The 24,507-nt window shown below is 59.3% G+C and carries 26 protein-coding genes; 12 read left to right on the top strand and 14 right to left on the bottom strand.

The features are described 5' to 3' along the window. Positions 1-181: 181 nt before the first annotated feature. From O6X71_RS20265 to O6X71_RS20255, 3 genes are all read right to left on the bottom strand, one after another. Positions 182-919, bottom strand: coding sequence for a Crp/Fnr family transcriptional regulator (locus O6X71_RS20265; RefSeq protein WP_353467464.1), 738 nt, complete (start codon positions 917-919; stop codon positions 182-184). A gap of 294 nt (positions 920-1,213) precedes the next feature. Then, the gene (locus tag O6X71_RS20260; protein ID WP_353467463.1) at positions 1,214-1,867 is read right to left on the bottom strand and encodes an SOS response-associated peptidase; all 654 of its coding nucleotides are present in this window, start codon (positions 1,865-1,867) and stop codon (positions 1,214-1,216) included. Between the two features lie 3 nt (positions 1,868-1,870). Next, the gene (locus O6X71_RS20255; protein ID WP_353467462.1) at positions 1,871-2,206 is read right to left on the bottom strand and encodes a hypothetical protein; all 336 of its coding nucleotides are present in this window, start codon (positions 2,204-2,206) and stop codon (positions 1,871-1,873) included. A 277-nt stretch (positions 2,207-2,483) separates the two neighbouring features. Between O6X71_RS20255 and O6X71_RS20250 the strand changes: the two genes are divergently transcribed. Beyond that, entirely contained in the window at positions 2,484-2,816 is a 333-nt protein-coding gene (locus O6X71_RS20250; RefSeq protein WP_353467461.1) for a hypothetical protein, read from the top strand. Between the two features lie 425 nt (positions 2,817-3,241). Continuing rightward, positions 3,242-3,502 carry a hypothetical protein gene (locus tag O6X71_RS20245; protein ID WP_353467460.1) on the top strand — a complete coding sequence of 87 codons (261 nt, stop codon included), beginning with the start codon at positions 3,242-3,244 and terminating at the stop codon, positions 3,500-3,502. A 321-nt stretch (positions 3,503-3,823) separates the two neighbouring features. Here O6X71_RS20245 and O6X71_RS20240 read toward each other — a convergent pair whose 3' ends face one another. Continuing rightward, positions 3,824-4,021, bottom strand: coding sequence for a hypothetical protein (locus tag O6X71_RS20240; protein ID WP_353467459.1), 198 nt, complete (start codon positions 4,019-4,021; stop codon positions 3,824-3,826). 619 nt (positions 4,022-4,640) lie between these two features. Next, positions 4,641-5,519 (bottom strand): hypothetical protein, encoded by an 879-nt coding sequence (locus tag O6X71_RS20235; protein ID WP_353467458.1) that lies wholly within the window; start codon positions 5,517-5,519, stop codon positions 4,641-4,643. 75 nt (positions 5,520-5,594) lie between these two features. On the opposite strand from O6X71_RS20235, the gene O6X71_RS20230 reads away from it, so the two are divergent. The 5 genes from O6X71_RS20230 to O6X71_RS20210 all read left to right on the top strand — a co-directional run bounded on the left by O6X71_RS20230 (position 5,595) and on the right by O6X71_RS20210 (position 8,537). After that, positions 5,595-5,864: a hypothetical protein gene (locus O6X71_RS20230; protein WP_353467457.1), complete on the top strand. Its 270-nt coding sequence runs from the start codon at positions 5,595-5,597 to the stop codon at positions 5,862-5,864. Further along, a complete protein-coding gene (locus O6X71_RS20225) occupies positions 5,782-6,225 on the top strand; it encodes a DUF6771 family protein (protein ID WP_353467456.1) in 444 nt (147 codons plus the stop codon). Before O6X71_RS20230 ends, O6X71_RS20225 begins: the two co-directional genes overlap by 83 nt. A gap of 887 nt (positions 6,226-7,112) precedes the next feature. Then, positions 7,113-7,430: a hypothetical protein gene (locus O6X71_RS20220; protein WP_353467455.1), complete on the top strand. Its 318-nt coding sequence runs from the start codon at positions 7,113-7,115 to the stop codon at positions 7,428-7,430. 124 nt (positions 7,431-7,554) lie between these two features. Beyond that, the gene (locus O6X71_RS20215; RefSeq protein WP_353467454.1) at positions 7,555-7,977 is read left to right on the top strand and encodes a peptidoglycan-binding domain-containing protein; all 423 of its coding nucleotides are present in this window, start codon (positions 7,555-7,557) and stop codon (positions 7,975-7,977) included. Beyond that, positions 7,974-8,537, top strand: a complete 564-nt coding sequence (locus O6X71_RS20210; protein WP_353467453.1) for a hypothetical protein — start codon at positions 7,974-7,976, stop codon at positions 8,535-8,537. The genes O6X71_RS20215 and O6X71_RS20210 overlap by 4 nt, the downstream gene beginning before the upstream one ends. 168 nt (positions 8,538-8,705) lie before the next feature. Here O6X71_RS20210 and O6X71_RS20205 read toward each other — a convergent pair whose 3' ends face one another. The 4 genes from O6X71_RS20205 to O6X71_RS20190 form a co-directional block, all read right to left on the bottom strand. Continuing rightward, complete coding sequence (locus tag O6X71_RS20205) at positions 8,706-8,912, bottom strand: hypothetical protein (protein WP_353467452.1); 207 nt, start codon at positions 8,910-8,912, stop codon at positions 8,706-8,708. Positions 8,913-9,499: 587 nt separating this feature from the next. Continuing rightward, a complete protein-coding gene (locus O6X71_RS20200) occupies positions 9,500-9,778 on the bottom strand; it encodes a hypothetical protein (protein ID WP_107955693.1) in 279 nt (92 codons plus the stop codon). An 866-nt stretch (positions 9,779-10,644) separates the two neighbouring features. Beyond that, positions 10,645-11,319: a hypothetical protein gene (locus O6X71_RS20195; protein ID WP_353467451.1), complete on the bottom strand. Its 675-nt coding sequence runs from the start codon at positions 11,317-11,319 to the stop codon at positions 10,645-10,647. A 289-nt stretch (positions 11,320-11,608) separates the two neighbouring features. Continuing rightward, positions 11,609-12,763: a hypothetical protein gene (locus O6X71_RS20190; protein ID WP_353467450.1), complete on the bottom strand. Its 1,155-nt coding sequence runs from the start codon at positions 12,761-12,763 to the stop codon at positions 11,609-11,611. Between the two features lie 337 nt (positions 12,764-13,100). Between O6X71_RS20190 and O6X71_RS20185 the strand changes: the two genes are divergently transcribed. The 3 genes from O6X71_RS20185 (at position 13,101) to O6X71_RS20175 (ending at position 14,866) form a co-directional block, all read left to right on the top strand. Next, positions 13,101-13,514, top strand: a complete 414-nt coding sequence (locus O6X71_RS20185; protein ID WP_353467449.1) for a hypothetical protein — start codon at positions 13,101-13,103, stop codon at positions 13,512-13,514. A 408-nt stretch (positions 13,515-13,922) separates the two neighbouring features. Beyond that, complete coding sequence (locus O6X71_RS20180) at positions 13,923-14,618, top strand: hypothetical protein (RefSeq protein ID WP_353467448.1); 696 nt, start codon at positions 13,923-13,925, stop codon at positions 14,616-14,618. 11 nt (positions 14,619-14,629) lie between these two features. After that, a complete protein-coding gene (locus tag O6X71_RS20175) occupies positions 14,630-14,866 on the top strand; it encodes a tyrosine-type recombinase/integrase (RefSeq protein WP_353467447.1) in 237 nt (78 codons plus the stop codon). 131 nt (positions 14,867-14,997) lie between these two features. On the opposite strand, the gene O6X71_RS20170 is transcribed toward O6X71_RS20175, so the two are convergent. Beyond that, positions 14,998-15,903 carry a Gfo/Idh/MocA family protein gene (locus O6X71_RS20170; protein ID WP_353467446.1) on the bottom strand — a complete coding sequence of 302 codons (906 nt, stop codon included), beginning with the start codon at positions 15,901-15,903 and terminating at the stop codon, positions 14,998-15,000. A 1,040-nt stretch (positions 15,904-16,943) separates the two neighbouring features. On the opposite strand from O6X71_RS20170, the gene O6X71_RS20165 reads away from it, so the two are divergent. Next, positions 16,944-17,285: a hypothetical protein gene (locus tag O6X71_RS20165; RefSeq protein WP_353467445.1), complete on the top strand. Its 342-nt coding sequence runs from the start codon at positions 16,944-16,946 to the stop codon at positions 17,283-17,285. A gap of 199 nt (positions 17,286-17,484) precedes the next feature. On the opposite strand, the gene O6X71_RS20160 is transcribed toward O6X71_RS20165, so the two are convergent. After that, a complete protein-coding gene (locus O6X71_RS20160; protein WP_353467444.1) occupies positions 17,485-17,790 on the bottom strand; it encodes a hypothetical protein in 306 nt (101 codons plus the stop codon). A gap of 886 nt (positions 17,791-18,676) precedes the next feature. Here O6X71_RS20160 and O6X71_RS20155 point away from each other — a divergent pair. Continuing rightward, positions 18,677-21,700: a TonB-dependent receptor domain-containing protein gene (locus O6X71_RS20155; protein WP_353467443.1), complete on the top strand. Its 3,024-nt coding sequence runs from the start codon at positions 18,677-18,679 to the stop codon at positions 21,698-21,700. A 181-nt stretch (positions 21,701-21,881) separates the two neighbouring features. On the opposite strand, the gene O6X71_RS20150 is transcribed toward O6X71_RS20155, so the two are convergent. The 3 genes from O6X71_RS20150 to O6X71_RS20140 form a co-directional block, all read right to left on the bottom strand. Next, on the bottom strand, positions 21,882-22,544 hold the full coding sequence (locus O6X71_RS20150) for a hypothetical protein (RefSeq protein WP_353467442.1): 663 nt from the start codon (positions 22,542-22,544) through the stop codon (positions 21,882-21,884). 1 nt (position 22,545) lies between these two features. Beyond that, positions 22,546-23,064 carry a hypothetical protein gene (locus O6X71_RS20145; protein WP_353467441.1) on the bottom strand — a complete coding sequence of 173 codons (519 nt, stop codon included), beginning with the start codon at positions 23,062-23,064 and terminating at the stop codon, positions 22,546-22,548. 750 nt (positions 23,065-23,814) lie between these two features. Then, the gene (locus O6X71_RS20140) at positions 23,815-24,339 is read right to left on the bottom strand and encodes a hypothetical protein (RefSeq protein WP_353467440.1); all 525 of its coding nucleotides are present in this window, start codon (positions 24,337-24,339) and stop codon (positions 23,815-23,817) included. Positions 24,340-24,507 lie beyond the last annotated feature (168 nt).

The raw sequence follows: 24,507 nt of genomic DNA, 5'->3' as shown, positions 1-24,507 counted from the left end.
CTTTTGTCGATGGCATTCGGCTACGTGGAACAGGGATCTCCAACTGAATTTGAAGTTGGTTTCGACGGCAAAAATGATCGACCTCAGCGTCCTTGTCGGGGCGTAAGCGGAGTTGGGTGGCGATCGCCGAATTTGGACCAGACACCGAACGTCGGCCGTCATGGTATCCACGATATATTAATCAATGAGGCAGGTCATCGACCAAGAGAAACCTTTCCGTGAATTGACCAGCTTGTCTAAAGGCGTTGAGATCAACTATTTCATATCTTCGATTGGTGTGCTTGATTAAGCCACTTTCAACTAGCGACCTGATAGATCTACTAACGTGGACAGGTGTGATTCCCACGCTATCCCCAATCTGCTCCTGCGACATAGGCAGGGAAAAGCGCAACCCATCACTCAAGCCGCGCAACTTGGTCCTGGCAGCAAATTCGTTTAAGAAATGAGCCACACGAGTCCGTGCAGATCGCCCACCTATATTCAGCAACCACTCCCGTAACTGTCGCGACTCCGCCGCTGTTATAATATCCAAAGCCAACCTAATGGATGGGTGAACATCTATTAACGATTCAAACTCGGATTTTTGCACATACGCGATGCAAGATTTTTCGGCACATACCACGTTATAGTCCAGATTATTCACGAATCTATTTTCTGGATTAACTACGTCTCCGGGTATTATTAACGATACTATTTGTCGATAACCGTCTAGATTCTGCTTTTGACGGAATAGATGTCCTGATATTACAAACGCATAGTCGGCAAATGACAAGCCTTCCCTGAATACGTAGCTTCCCGACTCAAAGGTTCTTGTTCGAGCTTTCAAACGACCCAAAGCTTCGTTGTCGAAAAGCTGTATCTGCGAATGCGCCGATAGGTTTTTTGCAATCAGACCACAAGGGTCAATTTCCGAGATCAAAACAAGGTTCCCGTCATATCGGCGGGAGCATTGCGTCTCTCAGTTGCCAAGGGCCGTGATTGGTCGGCAATTTACGATTTATACCATAGGTTGCCGGATGATCCTTGATTTAAATTAAAGTTGACGTCGACTATCACGGTAAAGCGGCAGTTAGGCCAGCAGTTCGGTGCATATAGGCAACTTTAAACCGGGAACGATGCGCTGAACGAATGGCCGTTATCGGGAGCTTGGATCGCCAGCCCGGGTGTCCTGATGTGGACGAATCCGGTCATCAGGCCGGTGCATCCCAACCTGTCATGCCGAGTTGATACTTCGCGTCGGAAACACTGGCCCCCGCACTGACATTCGGTCGGAAGGATATGGCCGCTGCAACGCCAGCACGTCGTCATAGCTGCCGGCAAGCCACCGCTCATGATCGTCTGGCCGCAGAATCGTGATCATCGCCTTGGGGTGGACCGGCGCCACTAGTTCATTCGCGTCGCACGTCACCATAGCAAAGTAGCGCTGTTCGCCGACCTGTCGCCAGAAACCGGCGATCGCGAAGAGGGGCTGGTCTTTCACCGCGAACCACATCTCCCCCTTGATCGGCTTCTTCCCGTCGCCGAGGTCGGTGGGCTCGCGCGCCCATTCGCAGAACTCAGTCAACGGGATCAGGCAGCGGTTTGCCGGATCGGAGACGAGCGAGCGCCATTGCGGCAGATGAAGCGTACGCACGTTGGTCTGCGCAACTTTGCGACCGGCCTGCTTCGCCTGCCCCGCCAGGACGTCCCATTCCATTACGTCGAGCCCGCGGCGGTCACCTTCGTTCCGCACGACGTACGCCCGACCGAATGGGCGCAATTCCTTCGGGTCGAACCGGTTGTCCATAGGCTTGTCGGCAAGCCATTCCGCACCGAACCGTTCGGTGATGGTCTCGGGCTCGCGGTCAAACCTTGCTCGGTTGCACATCGATTAGTTTCCGAAATTGCGACGCTTGAGTTCGCCGAGCAGCGCTTCGGCTACCGGGTGACCCACTTCGCCGCCCGACTGCTCGTAGGCGCTGGTCAGATCCGTGTCCGAAGCATTGTTCAACAGGGCCCTGACTTCGGCGCTAAACTCGTCGACTTCCCCGGCCGCTGCATCCGCAGCGTCGTCGCTGGTAATGGCGGGGTCCTCGCCGGGCGCTGGCGCATGTGCCATCACGGCATCCTGCTTGAACGTGTCGAAGGCGTCCGCTGCGTCGTTGCGTCGCTCCAGAGCGATCTCTAGGCGGGTGAACAGATCGGGCGACGGTGGGGTGTTTTCCATCGCGAAAGCCTAAGCCCGGTTTGTTGGTCCACGCAACATGCCTCAGTCGCGCAGCTAATTCAGGTATTTATCCGCCCAACGACTGCACCGATTGCGATCACGGAAATGATGATTGCCCAGCCCTCCCAGGTTCGCGGTGTCCAGCCGAAGCCTACGACTTTGGGCTGAAACCATTCTCGAGGGTGGCTCATGGCGGCTCCGATGCTGGCAGGTCAGTCGGCCCCGCCTTTCGCTTCAAGGTCCCGAGCAATACATGTCACGAACGGAGGAAGCCAGCATGCCCGCGGACATTATGAAGGTAGACGACCAAGCCAAGATCGACCTGTTCCAGGAGATCATGCCCATCGTCATGCAGTACCTGGCGGCAAACTCGGCCGACCAATCACTGATCGCCGACGACATCATCGACTTCTTCGCGCTGTCGATAGCGTCGGTGATCCAGAACGATACGAACCTGACCACCCCGCAGCTGCGGCGCAAAGGCGTCGAGGCGGCAGGCAAGCACATCGCGCACTGGGTCCGCCTATTGAAGCTGGATCACGAACAGCGTGGCGCGTCGCTGTTGGCGATGACGATGGGTGCGGTCGCGACGGACGAGACGCAGCAGTAGCGCTGCCGTGGAACGTACGACAGCAGGTTCTAACATTAGGTGATGCCCACGACCTGATCTATGATTTCAACATGAAACCTAGCAGGTTCATTTCGCATTACGAACGGCAGCTTGGGCGTCAGCTGACGGTGGGCGAGTTGGGCCTGATCAACGACGCTCGATCCACCAGCGTGGGCAAGCGGGACGCCGTGAAAGCGATGCGACAAGCCCTCCTGTCCCTGACACCACAAGCCCGACCGGGGTACCGTGAGCTCGGTCCGGTATAGTGGCACAATGTTGTACCCTCCGTGGTTTGCTCGACGCTCTACCGCGGGTCATCGGCGACAGTCTCATCGTGCGGCAGATCAACACGAATTAAAACCATACCGGCCCCGTTTCGATTACGCTTCTAGCAAGTCAGAGAATCAGGGCGGGGAGGCTAACATATGCCACTGTGGAACGAGAACGCGGTCGCCGTAGAACGCCGCGGCGACGAGTCCGTCATTATCGGTGAGGGCACATTGGCGGCGCTGGTAGCTGGATTAAAGACGCTGCGGGCCAGCGCGTTGAATGGGGTGCGAGTATCCATGCCGGATCGGCACGTTCCGCCATTCACCTTTGAGGGCCAAGGGCTTGTTGAGTTGCTCAAGGATGCGCGGCGGCCTGAAGCGCGTCCTGCGAAGCTGCTCGCACCTGTCGTGACATAGCGGCCGAAACCGCGTCACCCGGCGTGTGGAGAGATACGCGAACAACATTGCGACTGGCCGACTGTTGAACCTTTCACCGTCACAACTCTGCGCGATGTCCCTTCCGCCCTGTGCCCGAAGGAGGCGCGTCCTTACGGTTGGGAGAAGCGTCGCCGGGCCGAAACGAACGCCATTTGCTGGTGCGGTGATCCCGTATCATTGGGATCCCACATCTGGAGCATTCGGATCGCCAATCTGATGTATCGTGCCAGACCTTCCCCTTCTTTCGACGGTGGCCAATTAGCGAACACAGTATCTTCATTGCATTAGGCACGTAGGTCTTCAGTCCTGTCGGTAGGTTAGTTTTTTCTGACGCTTGTCCTTCGACAGCCACATCGTTGCCCACCAAAGCCCCGCTTCTCGCTTGTGACGCTGCTGGCGGCGTTCTGACCTTTGTCGACGTGCACGAGATTTAAGCACTGAGTGCGTGCCGATCGACATCGCTGCCACTGCGGGAACGATCGCCAGGAACTCAAACATGCAACGCTCCAAACCAGCAGATGCGCACCGCCTATAGTCCCGCACGCCGTAGGGCGAGGATTGCTTCCTTACACCTGTCCCATAAGAGGATGGGCGGGCGTTCCTAGGTGCGGCCAATGTGCGATTCTCACGCCTCCTAGCCCAACGACAAGGGTCGCGAATTGCTGCGTGATTAAGCGCCTTGCGCTGGTCGACAACGTCAGTAACATTGCCCGAAATGATATGGGATAGTCACGATGAAGGCTTGGGTAGTAGGTGCGTTGGTTATGGGATCGAGTGCGGCGCTTGCACAAACCAATGCGCGTCCGAGCACAACAGGTGTGGCCCTGCCGGCAGAGAAAATTAAGCCACCCAAGCCTGTCTGTCGAAGTGAGACTAGGACGGGTTCCATATTCCCGACTCGAACCTGCCACTTGAAGGAAGAATGGGCTGCTATCGATGTCGCGAATTCAGCCAACGCCGAACGCATGTCGAACTCACGCAACAGCACCGGGCACAATTAGATTGCCAACGGGGGTGCTAGCGATCCCCGGTCGTCCCATCTTGGGCAGGAGCGGCCGGAGTTCGCACAAACTGCGCGTTCGCACACGTACACATTGCCCGCGCAAGTAGAACGAACTTACCTGAAATAAGCACTCCCTTGGATTAGGCGGTTCGGCGGCCCCAGAAGATTTACAACTGTATTTCCCTTGGGTGGCGACGATTTGAATATTTCCTTCGTTTGCCCCTTCCAGCGCGCATAGCTTTCGAATGCCGGAAAGGCATCGATGGCACCGTAAAAGTTGATCGCGAGCGAGCTGTTATCCTTTTTTCTGATTACCTGAAAATGTCCGCGATAATCAATATCCGCCGAAAAATCGACGAGGGGATCAGATGCTGCTCCGTAAACCTCGATCAGCATTACCTCTTCATCGCTTTGTACCCTTTGGCGTGAGGGCATCGCTACGACTTTCGGAATAAACATCCTGCACTTTTGCAAGCGAGCGTCGCTACGTCCTTTTTCCTCGCCCGTCTTAACGTTCACCCCGATCGTTCCCGACGTTCGGGCCGGCGCTTTCTTAAACAGCATGCCGAAGGGTGATACGGTTATGTCGGCGGACGACTGCATCCTAACGCTCGCAGACCTGTTCGAACTGAAGTCGCGCTGGTCGGTCAAAAATCCGGAATCCCAATCATGCCCCCAGTTACCGGGCCATGCTCTTGCAAGATTGGGCAACGGAACAGCGGTCTTACCGGCGTGGTCTCCGATCATGATCGCTTTGGTGTAGGTGCCCACCACTCGCGGGATGAAGGCATTGATCCAAACCTCCAAAACGCCCGACCCGATTGCCATAGCCTGCCATCCTCTCTTGATGTTATTTTGTAGCCGGTTTGGCGCAAACGACTCAACGCCTACGAACGCATTTGGCAAAATCGATTTGCCCATTGTAAATAAGAGTTTTAACAACGCGGTTCCATCGTTTGCGTTCTCCCGCGTCCCGCCGAATGTATCAAACACGAAGCACGACGGAACAAACCACTTTCACAGGACTTGAACCTGCCTAGTTCAGAACGAACGACAGGGGATCGAAATATGAAGAAGGCATTCGTTATCGCGATGGCGGCAGGGCTTGTCTCGCTGTCGGCATGCAACACCAGCCCACGCGAGCAGGCAGCCGATAACATCGAGTCCAACACCGAAGCTGTCGCAGATAACCTGGAAGACGCTGCGGACAACGTGAGCAACGACGCGGCCGAAGCGCGCCTGGAGAACAAGGCGGATGCGGTCCGTGCAACCGGTCAGAACCAAGCTGACGATATGCGGACGAACGATCCCGACACGAACCTGTCGAACGGTATTTAGTTTCACGAGACAGAACGAGCCGCTCCCAAGCACAGCTCGAGCTGGAAGGGCATCCGAGGAAGCTTGGGTGCCCTTTTCGTTTGACGGTCCACGTCAGAAAAGCGCCGGCGCCGATCAAGGCGAACTTCGCGCTACGCAGCCTAATACCCTACAAAATGACGTTGGGTTGATGGCGAGAGTGATCACCGCCGAACGGATCGGAGACCTGGTCGAGCACGCTCCCGGCTGGGCCCTTGTAGGGCTCACGGTTCCACAAGAGCGGTTGAGGGCAGACGCGCGACGCGAAGTTGCCGAGCACGTTTCCAATGCCCTCTACCGACCGATGGATGTGGAGGAGGAGCAGCTTCGTTTGCCACTGTAGGCAAGGCGAATGGCGGCGGACGGCTGGGGCGGTCGGTCCTGCCAAGTTGAGGTAAATGACGAGCCGGAAATTTCCGCTCGATGATGAAAAATCGTGAACGGCCGTAATTAACGAATAGCCATTATCGGGGACTTGGATCCCCAGCCTGAACGTCCGGGTGTGGGCGATAGCGGAATGACCGAAATGGGAAGGAAAGCGGACGGGCTACTTTAGGCTTCGGGTAGGCAACAGTGCTCGGAGTCGGCTTGGCTTAGTCCCCGCCGATGCCATCCCGGAAGCCATGATCAAAGTCGCGTACAGCGTCTTTCAAGCCAGCATATTGCGTGATTGCCACGAGGACGAGCACTGCTGCAATCAAGAGGCGCTTTCGTCCAGCCCGATGAGGTTCATCAGTAGCGTTCATGGTCTTGTTCCCCACCTATAAGACTGCGTTACTCTATGCCTGCGTCGGATCGGAGGCAACCGATACTGCAACCAACATTGCCCTACATCCTGAATGAACGACGGCTTCCAGGCGCTGCGATACGGCGCTGAACGGCGACAAATGGGCGACTGCCTTCCGTCCGTGCTCGAGTCCGCCTTGCCGATCGCGAGCGGCGATTTTGGCCGGTAGCCGACCGACGGATCTTAGGCGCTGACCAAACAGTAGCTATCCTATTACACCATGAAGCGTCCCACCGGTACTCGTGCATCGTCCCGTGCGAAAGTGCCCAACGTCCCCGATCTCGATCTGCCGCCTGCGCTTTCAGGCGCACGACCGGCCAGTCGGTGAATGTGGGTATCAGTCGGGTCTCGTCTGGCCGGCTGTCCGAGGGTACGGCCCCATAGCGCGACGACGGAACCGAGGTGATCGGCGTTGGTTGCACCGTGGTACAGGGGAGACCAATATGGTCGAGGCAAGAAAGCTTACCGCGGCGGAAATGCAACTGGCGAGAACCGTGTACGCGGCCAGCATCCCGTTCGATCGCGTCTATCTTACCAACCTGGACCTAGGCTCCGCCGTCACCCTCGCCGGCATGAACGGGTCGACGGGCGAGTTCGACTATACCGTGAACTGGAAAGACGGCTTCGGCGGGGTAACGACCGACAGGGAGCGCAGGGCCACGTTGATTCACGAACTTTGCCATGTGTGGCAGGGAGAGAACGGGGTCTGCCGACATTCTACATGGGTCAATCCATCTGGTCACAGCTGTCGAGCGGCGTAAGCGACATCTGGAAGACGCGAAAATGGCGAGGCTGGGGACGCATCGCAGCACCGCCTACAAATTCCCGCGAAGCGCGATTGGCAAACCCTGGACCAGTTTCAATGTTGAGCAACAGGCCTCGTTGGTGGAAAGCTGGTTTATGCCGGAACGCGACCGAATCCGCCCGGCGGGACCGGGCCGCGTCTTCATCTCCGATTTCGGCGATGGCGTGACCGGCGGCGACCGATCGCCGTGGGACCCGCGCTTCCCCTATATCCGGGATGTGATCCGCGCGTGGCATAGCAGCGCCGCCTATCGTCCGATCACGCTTCCAGGCGGCGGCGATCCGCAGGTAAAGGCCATGCAGGACCGGTTGGTGTTGCTCGGCTATCTAGAGGCACGCCACGCCGATGGCCTAGTTGGGCGCGGCAAGAGCACGACGCTGGACGCGGTTGAGGCCGTTCAGCGCCGCAACGGTCTCAAATCCGATCGCGACCTGGGCGGCGCGCACAGCCTGACGCGCCAGCGCTTGGCGCTGCCCGTCGCCAAGCTGGTGCGTGCAGGATGATCCGCGCGCTGGCCATGGCCGCGCTGTTGCTGGCGTCCTGCAGCCGCAGCACCGGTGGCCCGCTGGATCCGATGAAGGCGCCGGGCGTGCAACTGTCCGAGACTGCGGACGGTGAACGTGAAGCCACCGTTCGGGCCGACGCCGTGTCGGCGCGGGTTACCGGCCGCTGGTCGGACACCGGCGGACAGTCGGCGAGGATCGTCTACACCAATCGCGGTCGCACCGCTGTCCGTATCGACCTCGGCACGCTGACGATGACCGGCCCGGCGGGTGAGGCGGTGGTCATGTCCGCCGCCGACGTGACGGACATCGATCTGCTCGACACGCGCACGGACAATGACGACGCGGGCGTCCTCGTGGAGCGGGACGATGACGGGACGGCCAGCGGAAGCCTGGACCTGTCGGCCGGCGGGGAACGCCGCGTGGACGCCCAACTCAGCCCTTTCTCGAACAGCATGGCGGCGGCGGTCGGGAACGAGATCACGCTTCGTCTGCCGATGCCGAAGGCGTCCCGCGACCTTAGGTTCGTGACGCGCCGGCATTCGATTCTACCGTTCTAGGCGGGGACGGGCGTCATTGGCGACGCTAGAGACTGCTGAGAGGCACAGCGTCGGTTCAGCCTTCTTCACGCGCCACGTTGTCAAGCTCCCTTTCCCAATTGGGAGACCCGAATGGTGGGTATTGGGAGCCCGGACCGCCTGCTTGAACGTCCGATTCTGGGCGATCAATCATCTGAAGCTACAGACTGATTGCGCGTTTTTCATTTCTGCTGCCGCCATTTTTGCCAGCGGCGTATCAATCTGCGATCTAAAAATATCAGCGAAATCGAGCAAATCTTCGTTTTGAAGGGCCACGATCGATGCCTCGACGCACGCGAGCCGCTCGGTAGCGTGAGCGCCCTGCTCAGCTCGCCGCTTATTACGTATCTTTAACATTCCCTACCGTTAGCACCATCCGTGAATAATTTGGAACGCAGGAGTTGTACTCGGAACTCACAAAATGCTGGCCCGGCATTCCCGAAATTGATCGAATTTCGGGAATGCCGTAATGGGAAGGAAAGTGGACGCGCCGTTGCCCCTCTTTCATTTAAGTCTTATCTGTTTTTTCGAAAGGTGCGGTTTCGAAGATCATCGCGGAGTTCGGCTTCGTGTTTTTGATTGACATCATACGCTCGCCACTCCGCATCAGTGCGGCATACCTTCTTTGAAAGGCGGGTACCAGTTGTCTTGAATTCTCGGCATATTCTCTGAGGTGAACTCTGCTCGGTATTGGCTGTCTTTGAGGGCGCCGCTGCCGTGAGCGCGATAAGCAGGAATGGGATCATAGTGCGATGCTCCAATTATGCCCGAGCGAGAATAGGACTATGAATTTGGTACGCAACCCTGTCGTTTAAACGGCGGCTTGTAAAAGCTAGAATGCCGAAATGAATGTCCGTGTGTGAGCGAAGGCGCAATGGCTGGAATGGGAAGGAAAGCGGACGGGCGGCTTTCGGGGCGCTGTGCTGGACAGCGGATGCCGTGGATTACCGACTTGTGAGCAGCCGCTTCCTATACAGCGCGTCAGGGGCCTTGGCCGCTTCGATCCTGATACGGCGATGTAGCATCCCCACTATCAGCGGACCGCCTACTAGAAGAAGCCCGACCAGCACCTCTATGAAACCCGGCGACCAGCCAGCCAGCAGAGCCGCTCCATAGATCAGCGCGAAGAACGCGAACCATGTGAATGCTGCGGCATCGACGAGGAGCAGCGGCGCCCTGCTTTGATAGTGCTGGTGTGCAAAACGCCAAAACGCCGCTTTCATACTACCCCGTCTCAATTTTTGGCCAATCGTAACGTCGGCTTTCGGGAAGCGCCACCTGCGCTGCGAGAGGCAACAATTAGACGAAAGCGGGATGGCCGGATGGCACGTTATGGACGCTGACGGCGTAGGCTCAGAACAGTGCCGAAAGTCACTAGTCCGCAAGCTAGAGCGAAATAGAGACTTCCTGCAAGTACGCTTAATCCGGACAGTCCGTCGTGAGGAGCAGTATGCAAATACCACTCAGTCAGAGCCATCCTCATCGGGTAGAAGCCCGAGGGGAGAGCAATACCGCCCAGCAAAGTGGCAAGACCGAGCCGTTTCAACGTCATTTAACAAGCCTGCCAGCATAAACGAATGTCTGCAATCGGCAGACGCCTGACTACCGAAGAACGACCGGATGTGGGCGTGAGCGGAATGGCCGGAATGGGGAGGTTAGCTGCCAGTCGGGCCAACGATGACGACAACGGCGTCTTTACTATCGTTAGCGACGCGAAGGCGTTTGCTGCATCGAGTTCCAATCCTAATCCTTTCATTCGGAACGCCCGAATCAATTAATTTCAGTCGAACTGAATGCTGGCGCGATCGCGCTAACATTAATGAAGACGTAGTTGCACAAAGGAAAACCGTTACGGCCATTGGACTTAGTCGATTATAAGACTGAGCGGCGAAACCCGTCACGCTATCTCGATCATCGGCGTTTGTCGCATCATCGAAGCGTACGTAGAAAGGACCGAAATTGTACGCGTGGGCGAACACGGGGATCGGCAATGCCGAAATTAGCGCAAACGCAAGCTTACCTAATGTTTTACATGCCATGAGCTGAATTAGATTACTGTCCTACCCCGCGCAATGTCCGCATTTGGGCGTTAGTCGAATGGCACAGATGGAAGGTTAGCGACTTGCGTCCGTCCTTGATTCAAGAACGCGCGTACTTTGGAGAAGGCATCTGGCGCGTCCTTCCAAAAGCCGAACGGCTTGCTCGGAAACCTTTCTCTCATATCGGCTAGAACCGGTGCGGCGTTCGGCTCGACCAGGCGCGCGAGCAATCGTTCCATGGGAATCCCTCCTCTTCCGGCGCCACAAAGCACACTTTCAGCATCCCGACCGATCCAGCACTCATCCGCCTCGGACAGGTCAACCGAAAGTGCTTGTTCGAACCACGCTCCAATAAACGCTTCGATCGCAAGCTGCTCATCTGCTGCCCATGAGCGCCAAGCCGCAAGAGAAAGCTTGCCTAGCACAATCTCAGCATCGTTGGCGTTCGCAGGTTCAAAGACTGACACTTCCAAAATTCGAGGTAGAAGATACCGAAAATCATGCTTGCCGCCGACTGTCAGGAAGGCCCCCGACACATAACGCCAAAGATCCTGCCCGGTGATCTGCCGCAGCGGCACTGTGAGCAACACGTCCGTCCCACGGGTATCGATGCAGCAAGGACAGCCTTCAATCGACAAGGGTGGCCGCATCTCGAACGTGCGATAAATCGCCTCCACCGCTTCGGTAAGGCTGTCTGCTAGTTTCTCAGGGCGCTCGTCGTGCATGGGAACATTACTGGCGAGCAACTGCTTTCATTGCAACGCCGCCTAAATCCGCGATGTCAGCAATTGAGCGCTAGCGGAACGTCCGAGATGGGAAGGAAAGCGGAATGGCGGCTTTCGGGAAGGAGGACGTTCGTTCAGGCTATGATGCAAAAAGACAGCTCGCGGCTCCTTCAGGTCTATTTGCCGCTCACCGATTTAGCTTTACTGACAGAACCGCTGATTTTTTTTAATCAATTTTTACAGTTGTACTTTCGCATCCGGGTGCGGCATCTGCCACCGCTTGGGCATCTTATGCGTCTGGACTTACCAGTGCTTCGCGCGCTCGCTCGCGATGCGCCGCGGTAATTGCGTCAGTCTCGGTAAGATCGATAACATGAACAGTAAGCTTACCGATTCGCCGTTTAATATGGGAGCCAGTTGGAACGCCGTCCTCGGCGCGGATCGTGAAACGCTCTACCCTATAGTTACCTGGATATCCCGGTTCAGCGTCGAACGGAACGTAACGCCGCTCCTTAATCTGATTTAGTACGCCGGGTTGCCACTGCCCAAGTCCGGAGTTGCGCAATATCTCAATATCCGACGTGCGACCATCCGGGCGTATCCAGAAGCCCACATCTGCGAGCCTGATCTCCGAGTCATGCCAGAGATCTGCTTCGATCCCCTGCGAGACCTGATTGACGTCATTTATGGGAGGCGCAAAGATTAAGGTCGGCGCTTTATCTGACGATTGGCGTAACTTTTCAGCGAGAGCATCGACTGCACCCTGCTCACCATGACGTATGGCAATACGTGTGCGTAAAATATCACGCAAATCTACCATCAACCGAGCGTTGACGCCCGCCAGCGCAACCGCCTCGTCAGCAAATTGCTTAGCCTCGCGATCCCGACGAAGAGTTAGCGCCAGCCAAGCTCGCCGAAATGCCGCGCCGGCGGCAATATCGGAATGGCCGGCCTCTGATGCTTTCCGCTGGATATCGTGATAGGTTGAAAACGCCATACTTGGCTTTCCCATACCAACCATGTCATCGCCCAGAGAGAGCTCTTGCTTGAGCGTCGCAACGTTGGTTTCACCAAGATAACGCCGCAGCAAATTAACGTTGTTCCGTGCCGATTCAAGCCAGAGCGTGGTATCACCCATGTGCTCAGCAACCGTCGCCAGCGTCGCATACAGGCTGGATACCGGACTAGGCAGATCAGCGGCATGATCGCGGTTCCGTTGGATTGCTTTCAGCAACGTGCTTCGTGCATCCGCGTAGCGACCATCAGCAAATTGCTCGACTGACGCCTGTAGTGACATCTCGATATCTTTAGCAGGTGGGCAATCGAGGGCAAGGCATTCCGCCAAACTTTGTTCGGCACGTCGCCCGGTGACAACGATATCGTTCCGTGTACTGGAACTGGGGGAAGCGGCTTGCGCAAGCACGAGGAGCATCGAGCTGATCATACCGGAAGCTCATACGAATCATGCAAGTTGTCAACGGCCGAACAGGAGTCGCTATTTCTCCCGGACGAGGTTCCATATTGACGCACTGGGGCCCCGAACTCCCGCTGTCATTCGGCGGACGCTTTAATTCTCTCCAGTCGTAATGTCTGCTTTAAGGAGGCACAACTTCGACATTGAATGCCGGCTACTGGGCGTAAATGGCTTTTGCAGCCACGACATGGCAGCATTCCCGATTGAGAGGCATGCCCCTATGAACCAGCAGGTTGGAACCGGTACTTTCAACTATTCTCTTCGCTGTTATCATTGCCCGGCAGTCAGAATAACGGGAATTTGAAACATGCGTTTCCTGATGACCTCAATCACGGTTAGTGCGTTTAGTGTTGCCACTATCGTCGCGGCATCTGCATCGTCACGGCAGGCGGAGCGGCCCAGCCGCGCCGAGCGGGCGTACGACAAATTGCTCGCAGGGAAGACGGTTGGATCCAAAGAGACTTGCTTTAACACCCAACGGTCGCACCCGCGATTATCGGCTTATGGCAAGAAGCTGATATACTGGGTCGGCCCGAAGCTCATTTATGTTACTGAAACCAGCGGTGGCTGCGAAGGGGTTTCGTTTGGCGACACGCTAATCACCTACCCGTTCAAGGCGCGGCTGTGCCGCGGCGACATTGCACATACGATCGGTGTGCCATCGGGGAAGCCCAGCGGTAGCTGTACGATCGGCAATTTCGTTCCATACCGCTCTAAATAGACGAGTATATCAAAGTAGGTAGATCGCCGCGCGAGGATAGTCGGAAGTGGTCAACTTCGGACCGACCGCCTTGCGTTTTTGCGTTGATGCAGGCGTTTGATCTTTGCATCAGGAACGGCTGAGTAGGGGGCATCGTGATGAACAGACGTCTGCTTTCGAGCCCGCAAGTTGCCCACCGGAACGTCCGGGAGTGGGCGTGATGACGACGTTGTATGTCGTGCTAGCCTACGGGGCAAACTTCACCCTTGTGTCCGATAACTGTCATTCCCGGACATGAGGGTAGCGCCCGCAACTGCGCGGTAGCACAATGTGTGTATGGTTCCGCCGCGCGCCCCTCCGCCAAAACTCCACGATCCCGACCCCGGAGCGTCATCAGAAGTGCTCGTCACGGCCGCATCAGGCAGACCGATGCTGCCCGCGATCCTCCATGAAAAGGTCGAGCGCGCGGTTGCGTACGCTAAAGCGGCCCATGCGGCCGCGACGCGGCGTGCCTATGAGTCCGACTGGGCGATCTTCACCACCTGGTGCACGCAGCACGGCTTGGCATCGCTGCCTGCACTGCCAGACATCGTCGCGATCTTTGCCAGTGACCAGGCAGACGCCGGGCTCAAACCCTCAACGATCAATCGGCGGGTGGCTGCGATCGGACATCATCATCGCGTTGGCGGCTATCCGGCGCCGACCGCGATGCCGACCGCGGGCCGGCTGACTCAAGTACTCGCCGGCATTCGCGCGGAACAGGGCGGTGCCAAACGACAAAAGCACCCCGCAGACGCGGCCGCGCTCCGCAACATGCTGGCCGCGATCGACGGCGAAGGTCTGCGGGCGCTTCGCGATCGCGCGATCCTGGCAATAGGCATGGCCGGGGCGTTACGGCGGTCCGAGATCGTCGCGCTGCAGGTCGAGCATATCGGACTCGTACCCGAAGGGATCAGGGTAACGATTGCTCATTCGAAAACCGATCAGGCCCGGCAAGGCATCGTCATCGCCATCCCCGAGGGCTCTCGCCTTCGGCCAAAGGCGTTGCTCCTCGCGTGGATGGATGCGGCGGGGCATGTCGAAGGACCGCTGTTTTTCGGCGCCTGTCGCGGCTCGATGCGCTGACCGCTGCTGCGATGTCAGACCGTGCGATTGCGCGCTTGGTCCAGCGTCACGCGGCAGCGGCAGGCTATGATCCGACGCAGTTTGCCGGGCATTCCTTACGCGCAGGGTTTCTCACAGAGGCCGCATCGCAAGGCGCGACGATCTTCAAGCTTCAGGAAGTCAGCAGGCATAAATCGGTGCAGGTGCTCGCCGACTATGTTCACAATGCAGATCTGTTCAAGGATCATGCGGGCCAACGCTTCCTATAAGTTTCTGAGCTTCCTGTATTTTGCCGGCCGGGCAAAGATCGCATCATCAGTTACAATTCATTTGGTCGACAAGTCGACATGTCGAGTTCGTGAGAAGGGCTCAGCCGTGCCAAATGCCGGAGGCTGAACGTTCAATCCCGTAACTGCGCATCGGCAAGGGCAGTGACGGCTTCACAAAGCGCGTGGGTCGATAGAATGTCCGCGGCACGAGTCGGACGTTGCTCGCGTACGGCCAACAGGAAATCGGCGCACATCGCTTCAAAGCCGCGCTGGCGTCCGACCGACGTCCAGTCACCACGCCGCTGCCTGCACTCCGATCCTGCGGATCTCGTCGTCTGGGAAATGTTCTGCACCGATTGCCGTACGCTGTTCCCAATTACGTCCAGGCGCTCCTCGTCCAGCCCGCTATCCCGGTGCATCGTGCCGATCGCCGTGTAACCTTCGCCGATCAGCATCAGTGTAACGGTCTTGAGCAACCCATGCTCGACATGCGTTTCGATGGTACGGCGTTGCACGGGAGAAGGCGCAAGGAACAGCAGCGTGTCGATGACGTGGATGAAGTCGTCGAACACCACCCGCCGCGGCGTATCCGGCTGTTTATGGCGGTGCTTTTCCATCAGGATCAGGCTGGCGCCGGTGTCGCGAAGAGCGGCATAGTCTGGCGCATAGCGGCGATTGAAGCCGACCATCAACAGCGTCGCTTGACGTTCGGCAAGCGCGACAAGATGCTGCGCTTGAGCAAGGTTATCGGCGAGTGGTTTGTCGACAAAGGTCGGAATACGCCGCTCGAGCAGCAACTGGACAGACGCCGGATGTGCGCCGGTCGCGGTATGGACAAACGCTGCATCGAACGTAGCGGTCGCCAACGCTTGCTCGATGTTCGCATGCAAATGCGACACGCGGAACGCGCGTCCGGCATCATGCAGCACTTTTAGATCGCGCGTCGCCAGATGCACGTCCAACTCCGGAAGAGCTGCCAATATTGGCAGATAAGCCTTGCGAGCGATGTCGCCCAATCCCGTCACCAGCACGCGCATCGCAGTCTCCAGGCTTTCAGTTGTGCTCGCCTATACCGAAAGCGCGCGTGGAGGCGTTTCGTCGGGGACGCATAAACTGGTCATGCTCGACACGTCGACACGTCGACAATGTCGCTCGCCAGATGATGTTCGTGACCCAAACGTCCGCCCATATATCGCAAACCGTTCATAGGCGGAAACGGGTAGCATGGCATCGTTGGTTCGAGCGATCGCAAACCGCTAGCGGCTTGGAGGCTGACGGGGTTTTCCGTGCGAAAGCACAAAGCCCTATCATCACACCGCATTGCGCATGCTGCTGTTAAGGTGTTTTCCTCGTAAAACACGAGGAGCGAAGCCACTCGCGCTGCCACTGCACCGAAATCGCTATGCTGTCGCAAGCGATGGTTGACCGTATGCCCGAAACCACGTCTACCCCGATCAATGTTCGTGCTATCACACGGAAAACACCTTCTCCGGTAGACAGGCCCGAGACAGCGGCACAGGCGATCTGTGAACACTGCGATTTCTTATAATGATTATGGTGTCAAACTTGATATTGGTGAGCTAGCGGCCTGCTCAGACCGCGATGCAGACCTACATGAACACGACTACTTCACGCAGCAGCTTCGAGACGTGTCCAACAGGCTACTCCGCCCGAATACACCACGACGTGATCTCGGCAGCTTCGTGCGGGGGCGCGGTTGGTGAGGTCGGCACACGTTCTGACGATGGCGCTCGCCGTCCTAGTCGCCGGATGTGACGCGGGTACGTCGACCAACGGCGGCCCGCCAGATACCGGGCCACATGTCTATCTGCTGTTGAACCCAGTAAGTGAGGAGAGCGGCTGGGTCGCCATAAACGCGATCCGCTCGGGGCTGCCTGCCGAATCCCGACGCCGTATCCGGACCTCCGGCCTGATATCCGGCCGGGGCACGGCTATGTACATGGACATTGGCGGCACATGCTCTGATCCGGTGATCGCCACGGCCCTGCGCATTGCGGACCAATCCGGTATCCGGCAGCCATCGTGCAGCACCACACTGCCAGGCGCGCTGTAGCAGGTGACGGCCGCTGCTGTTGTGCTGTTCCGTCTTGGTGGCGATCCAGCGCTGGATCCTGTCCGACGCGGCGCGGCACGTTTGCTCAGTTTCTACCAGCGTGCGCCGGTGCATCTACTTGCGGAAACGGGCTGGGGAGAGTTTGACTGGATGGCTTCGTCCCTGCTTCGCTGGGGGTTGCTGACACTTTGCGGCCGTCATGCGCGTCGGTGGGACATCGCGCCCCGCAGTAAGCCGCCGTCTTCCGGCTGGGGCGGAAGTCTGCTCGTCATCACCGTGTGGCTTGCCCTGGCAGTCGCCGTCATGCAGGCGTTTCCCGTCGTACCAGATGCGCTGATCGGTTGACGAACGCCTGCTGGTTGATCTCGATCAGGAGGGCGGCAGTTTCACCCTGCGACAGCATAGTGACCGCATGTAGACGCCTGGCGCCGATGAACGTCCCAAGCTCGACGGTTTCACCGAATCGTTATCCCGTCAAAGGCCTGGCGAAGCTGCGCGGCCGAGCGTAGCCGGATCGCAGTCAGCGCTGCGGGGTAGGGAATCGTCATGAGCGAACCCGCGCGAGCTTGGCTCGCGCCTCCGCCGCGTTCTTCACGCCTTCCAAACGTTCCTCAATTGCTGGCTGACGCACAGCCCGATCTGCTTCAACACGGTAAATCAGCGCGCGTTGATCGGTGCCGTTACCCGGCCCGATCTTGCTGCTGTTGTAGAGAACGACAATACCGTTGGCGCGAGAACGGTCGATCGGCGTGAACACCACCGCTTTCACGTCGAGGTAGAATAAATCATCGGGTTCGTCGGGGCCATTGAGCGCCAGCCGTTTGCCTCCGCCCACGTCAAGAACGCCCATGAAGCGGGATGTCGCCTTACCCGCCGGACGTGTGAGGATAAGTGTGGTCCGGCGATATGGCCCGGCCGCGCCCTTCACCCAAGGGTGCGCCAGTTCCCGACTGCCAGCGACCGCCTGTACCGACGCGCACGAAGCAGAAGGCAGCATTACTACGAACGCCAAAGTCGCGATGCTCGTCTTTAGGATCGATGCCTCGAACATTATGGACGCAGCTTTTGGAAAAGCAGCACTTCCCTTTTAGCGAAGGTCCAGCGAATGGCCACAACAGGAAACTCACCAAACACAGCGGAACAGAGCAGTACCACGCCGCCACTGAAGCATCTACAACGATCGCACGCCTGCGCTTGGAGAAGTCGTTGCCCACCAGCACACGGCCTCTACGACCTGATCCGACCTTGATGCCCCGCTAAAGAGTGCCTTTCAACCAGCCGGCCGGGTACCCAGTAACCGAGGCCCTCAAAACACGCTTACAGCGGTTCCGCGTAGGGCGGACTGCCGTTCGAAGTAGGTCAACAGGCCCAATTGTCGTGATCAATACCGATTGCGACGGACAAAACACAAAATGTCATACCACCCGTGGTTTTTCGCAATATTGGTATTGTTTTGATATTGCGGACATGACAGCATGTGCCTGTCCGAGGGTCCGGATGGTACTGCCGAACACTGTTGACGAGCTCACGGGGCAAGAGCTCCTGATGAGCGAGCGACGTAACGTTCACCGACTGCCTCCGAATAGGGTCGGCAGCAGTCGATAGCGCGCGGGATCATCCAAAGGACCCGATCGGCAACACAGGGGGTGATAGAAATGGTGTTGTTCAAGGGGTTGATGACCACGACATGTTGCGTGGCGGCGTTGGTTGCGTTGCCAGCTCAGGCTAAGGCCCAGATGACCGAAGTGAGTGCTTCGAACGCGGGTGCCAGCGACAGTGCGCAGGATGGCCAGACTGCGATCGGCGATCCCGTCGCGTCCGCCAAGCTGGCTGCGGACACGGCTCGCACAGGGGAGCGCGAGGGGTCGGACATCGTCGTGACCGGCACGCGCATCACGCGTCCGAACAACCGGTCTGCCGCGCCGATCGTAACCACGACCGCCGCGGAAATCGCGGCACAAGGCGCGACGACGATCGAGGAAGTGCTGAACCGCCTGCCGCAGGTCCAGGTGAACTCGGAACAGAATTTTAGCGATTCCGAAGGTCGTCAGCGGATCAAGCTGCGTAGCTTAGGCTATGAGCGGACGCTGACGCTGATCGACGGCCTGCGCGTCGGTCTCGCCAACACCGTCGACGTTGGCATCATCCCCAACGCGCTGGTCGAGCGGATCGACGTGCTGACCGGTGGTGCCTCGTCGGTCTACGGTTCGGATGCAGTGTCGGGCGTCGTTAACTTCGTCCTGAAGAAGAACTTCCAAGGTATCCGGGCCGATGCGAACTACAGCTTCTTCAACCACGACAACGACAGTAATGCTGTCACCGATGCGGCAGGTCGCGCCGGGTTTAACGCCAAACGTGGATTGACCAACGATGGCGGACGGTCCGACGTCAGCCTTGCTGCAGGTGCAAACCTGTTCCACGACCGGGTGAACATCACCGGCTTCGTCAACTATCGCCAGTCCAATCCGGTAGAGTTGGTCGATCGGTCCTATTCGGTCTGCGAGGCGGTCCAGCCGACCAATACCTCGCCCCTCGGCTGTTCGCGCGCCAGCTTTACGCCAGCAGGCACGATCATTCCACAGTCGGGGCCACGCGCCGGGCAGATCTTGGTCAACAATCCCAACGGCAATGGCACTTTCATTCCGATCAACAGCGGACCGCAGGGCACCTCGGCCAACCCCTATGACAACTGGGCGGTGCAGCGCGCTTTCAATCGCATCAACGTGGGCGGCTTCCTGACTGCGAAAATCAGCGACGATATCGAGCTTTACGGCAACGGTCTGTTCTACCGCGACAAATCCTACAACACGCAGCTCAATCGCACCTTCAATTTTGCCGCGTACGGCACCGATCCGTTCCGGGTAAATTGCGACAACGCGTTCCTGTCGGGCTCGCAGGCGCGAGATTTGTGCGGCGACAACGCCGGCATCGCCGGGCAATATGCGCCGATCGACGTCCGCTATCGCTTCGACGGACTGCCGCTGGTGCAGCAGCGTTTCACCAACGAGGGGTACCGCATCGTCGCGGGGGTTCGAGGGCGCGGGCTGAACAACGTTTGGTCCTACGATCTCGCGGGCATGATTTCGCGGGCGCGGCTCGACACCATCGACGTGCCGATCGCGCGCTACGACAACATAAACCGGTCGCTCGACGTCGTCCGCGTCAACGGCACGCCGACCTGTCGCGCGGTCGTCAACGGCACCGATCCATCATGCGTACCCTTCAACGCGTTCGCACCGTTTAATCAGGACGCCGCACTCAACCAGTATCTCTATGGCGGTGCGACCGGCGGGATCAGCACGCGCATCCCCCGGCTGTTGCAGTTCGTCGGCACCGTCAGCGGCGACCTGGGCAAATACGGCATCACCTCGCCGCTCGCGGAACAGGGGATCGCGATCGCCCTGGGGGCGGAGTATCGCGAGGAGATGGAACGGACGATCGTCAACGAGATCTTCCAGCAGAACAATGGCGGCGAGAACCAGCGCTTCACGCAGAGCATCCTGGAGGCCAATGCCGAGATCCAGGCGCCGCTGATCGAACACCGCCCGTTCGCAGAGCTGTTGCAGGTCAATGCCGGCTACCGCGTATCGAAATACAACCGGCTCGACGGCAAGTTCGATACCTGGAAGGTCGAGGGCCTCTGGTCGCCGATCCCCGACATCACGCTGCGCGCGTCCTACAACAAGTCGCAGGCGGCGCCGGGCGTCAGCACGGCACAGGGTGCCGCCAACATCTTCTGGAACCAGGGTTTCTATTCCGATCCTTGCGCGCCGCGGGTCGATCCATCGAACCCAAATGGCGGTCGCCTCGCGCCGTCGGCGACGTTGCAGCAGTGCCGCAACACCGGTCTTCCCGACAATCTCTACGGCAGTGCCTCGCTCATCTGTCCCGACGATCGGTGTACCGTGCGCGAAGGCGGCTTCAACCTGACGCCGGAAAGCGCCTATACCAAGACGTTCGGCGTCGTGCTGCGCCCGCGCTTCCTGCCCGGCCTGACGGTGTCGATCGACCGCTGGCTGATCGACCTGAAGGACCAGCTCGACTTCCTCCAGCCGCAGAACATCATCGGCGAGTGCCTGGCCACAGGGAACGAGTATTTCTGCCGCGGCATCGTCCGCAACCCCGGCACCGGTACGCTGTCCAGTTCGCCAGCGACCAGCCCGGCAACGGGTTGGGTGGCTCGTGGCTCGGCCAATGGCTACAAGTCGCAGTCGCACGGCTGGGATTTTCAAGGGCAGTATAACGTCGGCCTGGGCGGTGTCGGTCGGCTCGACATGAGCTTCAATGGGACGCTGATGACCCGCGTCGGCTCGCAGTCGTCGCCAACCATCGAGCCACGGAACTGCGTGGGGTATTTCGGCAATCTCTGTGGTGAAAGCATGCCGCGCTGGGCACACCAGCTCCGTACCACCTGGACCGCGCCCGACCGCTCGACCAGCCTGTCGGTCAACTGGCGACACCGCGGGGCGATGCCGCTCGACAACTATGCGCCCGAAGACACTGGCATCCCGGTGCAGGACGCGAGCGCACGCCGCGATCAATATCCCGGCGTTGGCTCGTACAACTGGATCGACGTCGCGCTCAGCTTCGACATCAACAAGCAGATGACGTTCCGGCTGGCCGCGAACAACGTGTTCGACCGCGATCCGCCGCTTGTTCCGGACAGCCGTTCGCGGATCGGGCTGCTTCGCGGCAATACCGTGATGGGGTATGACCTGCTCGGCCGGCAGCTTGTCGCAGGTGTCTCGCTGCGGCTGTAACTGCACCAAATGGCGTGTGACGCCCGGGTTTGATACCGGGGTCCCGATCGATGCCGCCTGGGGCCCCGCCAGATGCGAACGCTCATGCGAACCACAAGGCGCACATCCAAGGTTCGGGAAAACGGCCCCGGCAAGCCGACGCTTGCCGGGGGTGAGGGTCGCGGTGGATGCATACGATCGATCAAGCGTTTGCGGCACGCCAGTCGGACCAGAGCTTGGCGGTATTCGCCTTCGCGTCAGCGCCCAGGAGGTCGGTCACGAAGTCGGCACAGTTCGACCCAAGGATACGCCGCGACGATGCTATCAGGTGGACGTGGGGCTTGAGCCGTCGGCCTGCGACCTGTGGCACGTGCATCGCCGCGACGACCGGCGTATCACGCTCGGTGGCGAGACACTGAAGCGCGAAGCCGCGCGCCAGTTCCCAGCCGCGGTGCAGCAGGGCGTGATGCTCGAACCGCAGCGTGATCAGGATCGCGAGATCCTGTTGGTCGGGCATGCGCTGCGCATCGATCAACCGTGCCAGCACTAGCGGATCGTAACAGGCGTCAGGCGTATGCGGCGGCAGGATCACGTCGAAGCGGGTGCAGGTCGGCGCCAGGGGCTCGACCATCGGTCGACCGAACTGGACCAGGCGGCGGTGGACGACATCGACCATACGGTTGGGCCGTCCCTTGAAGGTGCACGGAATGATCCCGAAGCTGCCGTCGAGGTCGTCGCCAGCGAACGGTCCCTGGCTGGCATAGTCGCGGGTAGCGGCCGGGACACTCGCGCTGGGTGCGGCAGGAACCGCCGTTCCGGCGTCTGATGCCGCGGGTTTCGCGGCGTTCGTTACCTTGCTGGGCATCTCAGGCGTCCCGCGCGACACGGCGGAGCATACGGTCGGCCCGTGCAAATCCCTCGCGACGTTCGGTCTCGTTCAGGCGCGTAGCCTTCGCCCGCACCAGGGCGGTGCCAACGACCCGCCACACCGGCCGACCCGGCTGGTCCGGAAGCAGGGCGCTGTCACCGTCGGCGGCCAGCCAGAGCCGATAGCCGCTACGGCGCTTGATCTGTCCGCTGCGACGCGTGACGATGTCGAAAACTGGCCGGGCGAGCCGGCGGTGCGGTACCGACGACGCGATGAGGATATGGCCGCGGCCGTCGCCCAGGGTCTGATGAACCGTCTCGTCGTCGACCGGGATATAGGATGTCGAGATCGCCAGTTGAACGTGGCCGACGTTCTTGATGATGCTGTAGTGATAGACCGGTTCGGCGTCGCGCTGCTGCACCTGCCGCAACAGGTTGTCGTGCGCTGCCCGCGTGTCGCGGACGAGCGAAGGGGCGACGCGCGCGATGGTGTCCGCGGTCTGGTTCGTGGTGGTCATTGATCGGGGGCCTTTTTTTGGAGTTCGTCTCGCTCTCCAGCCTTCATTTCATCCGGCTCTTAGGAGACGTCCTTCCATTCCCAACTCCCCCGGCAGGGGCGGCTCGTCGCCGGTCCTGCGCTATCTGCCTTACCGCCCGTGACGGGCGGCCAGCCTGTGCTGGTAGGCGAGATCGACGTCGTTTCCGTCTCTCTCGCGTCGTCGCTGTCAACGCGTGTGTACTGCCGCAGCTGGCGTCGTCTCCGTCGTGCTAGCGCGTGGCGGGCGGCTGGCGGGTGACGCGGGCAGTATTCATCGTCACGAAGCTGCAAGGTGCACGAGCTAGGCTCGGCGTTCAGGATGTTTGTCTGCTCGTTACCCCGCCGATCCGGATTGCCGGGGGCAGGGCGGTACACCTAGACCCGCTCGAGACCAGATCCACGAGGCGTCGCAATGCTGCCCGATCGATCGCGCGGGCGCCTGCTGCCACGCTTGCACGCTTCGTGAATCGGGCTGCGGTCGGGCAGATCGTTCGAGCGACGGCGAACGCGATCCGCGTACCGCCGCCGCCCCGCTGATCGTGCTACCTGACGCCCAGGCTTCTGGAGACGATAAGCGCGACGACGATGAGGATCATCATCCGCCGCATCAGCGGCGGCATAGCGCCGACCACCTTGCCCCTTGACCGGCGCGTGCGTCGTGGGAGCGTCAGCCGCAAGCGATCCAGACGCTGACGTCCCGTTCGGGGGCCGGCGCCGCTTTTGCCGACCATCAGTTCGTTTTCGACGGATAGAGCAAGGCGGCGAGCTCACTGGCGGAGCGATAGATGCCGTCGGCGCGTTCGACGCGCGTTTCATAGGGCGGTACCAGGCACAGCTCGGCACCGCCGTGCCCGAGCCGGATCGCGCCGCCAAAGGACTCCGGAACTAGCCAGAGCTTGCGATCGCGGTGACGGTAGAGGCTGAGGTCATGCATGTCGAATGGGGCAAGGCCGCCGCCTGCCAGCGTGACATCGGCCGTGATCGGCAGGATGTCACCAGGCGTCAGGCAGCACCGCAGCAGGATGACATCGATCGAGGAGTCGCGCGCAAGGTCGTGAACCTTGTTACGAAACATCGGCTGCGTAACGCAGGTAACGGACAGGATCACGCTGGCCGCTGGCAGATGGACGGTGTCAGCGGGCATACCGCCACCTGGCGACAGGGTTATGGCGAACGGGTCATCGAGGAGTTCGGCGGCAACATAATATTGCAGCGCGTCGGGCAACGCGTTCGCCGGCTTGAGCAGGGGGATCATAGGTCTGTATTTCCGGGGCTGAGCGTCGCGAACCGGCTGGTTCGGACAAGCACCTTCGGGTCTGCTATTTCATCGACCTTTAGGGCTCGACGTGCCCATCTTCACGCTTATCCCAGCTCTTTGCGTCCTTGCCGGCATGGCGGCAGCGACAACGCCGGACTATTCGTA

The organism is Sphingomonas faeni, from assembly GCF_040407505.1.
GTDB classification, from domain to species: Bacteria; Pseudomonadota; Alphaproteobacteria; order Sphingomonadales; family Sphingomonadaceae; genus Sphingomonas; species Sphingomonas faeni_E.
The sequence above is the reverse complement of the archived record's forward strand: the minus strand, read 5'-3'. Positions and strand labels throughout refer to the sequence as shown.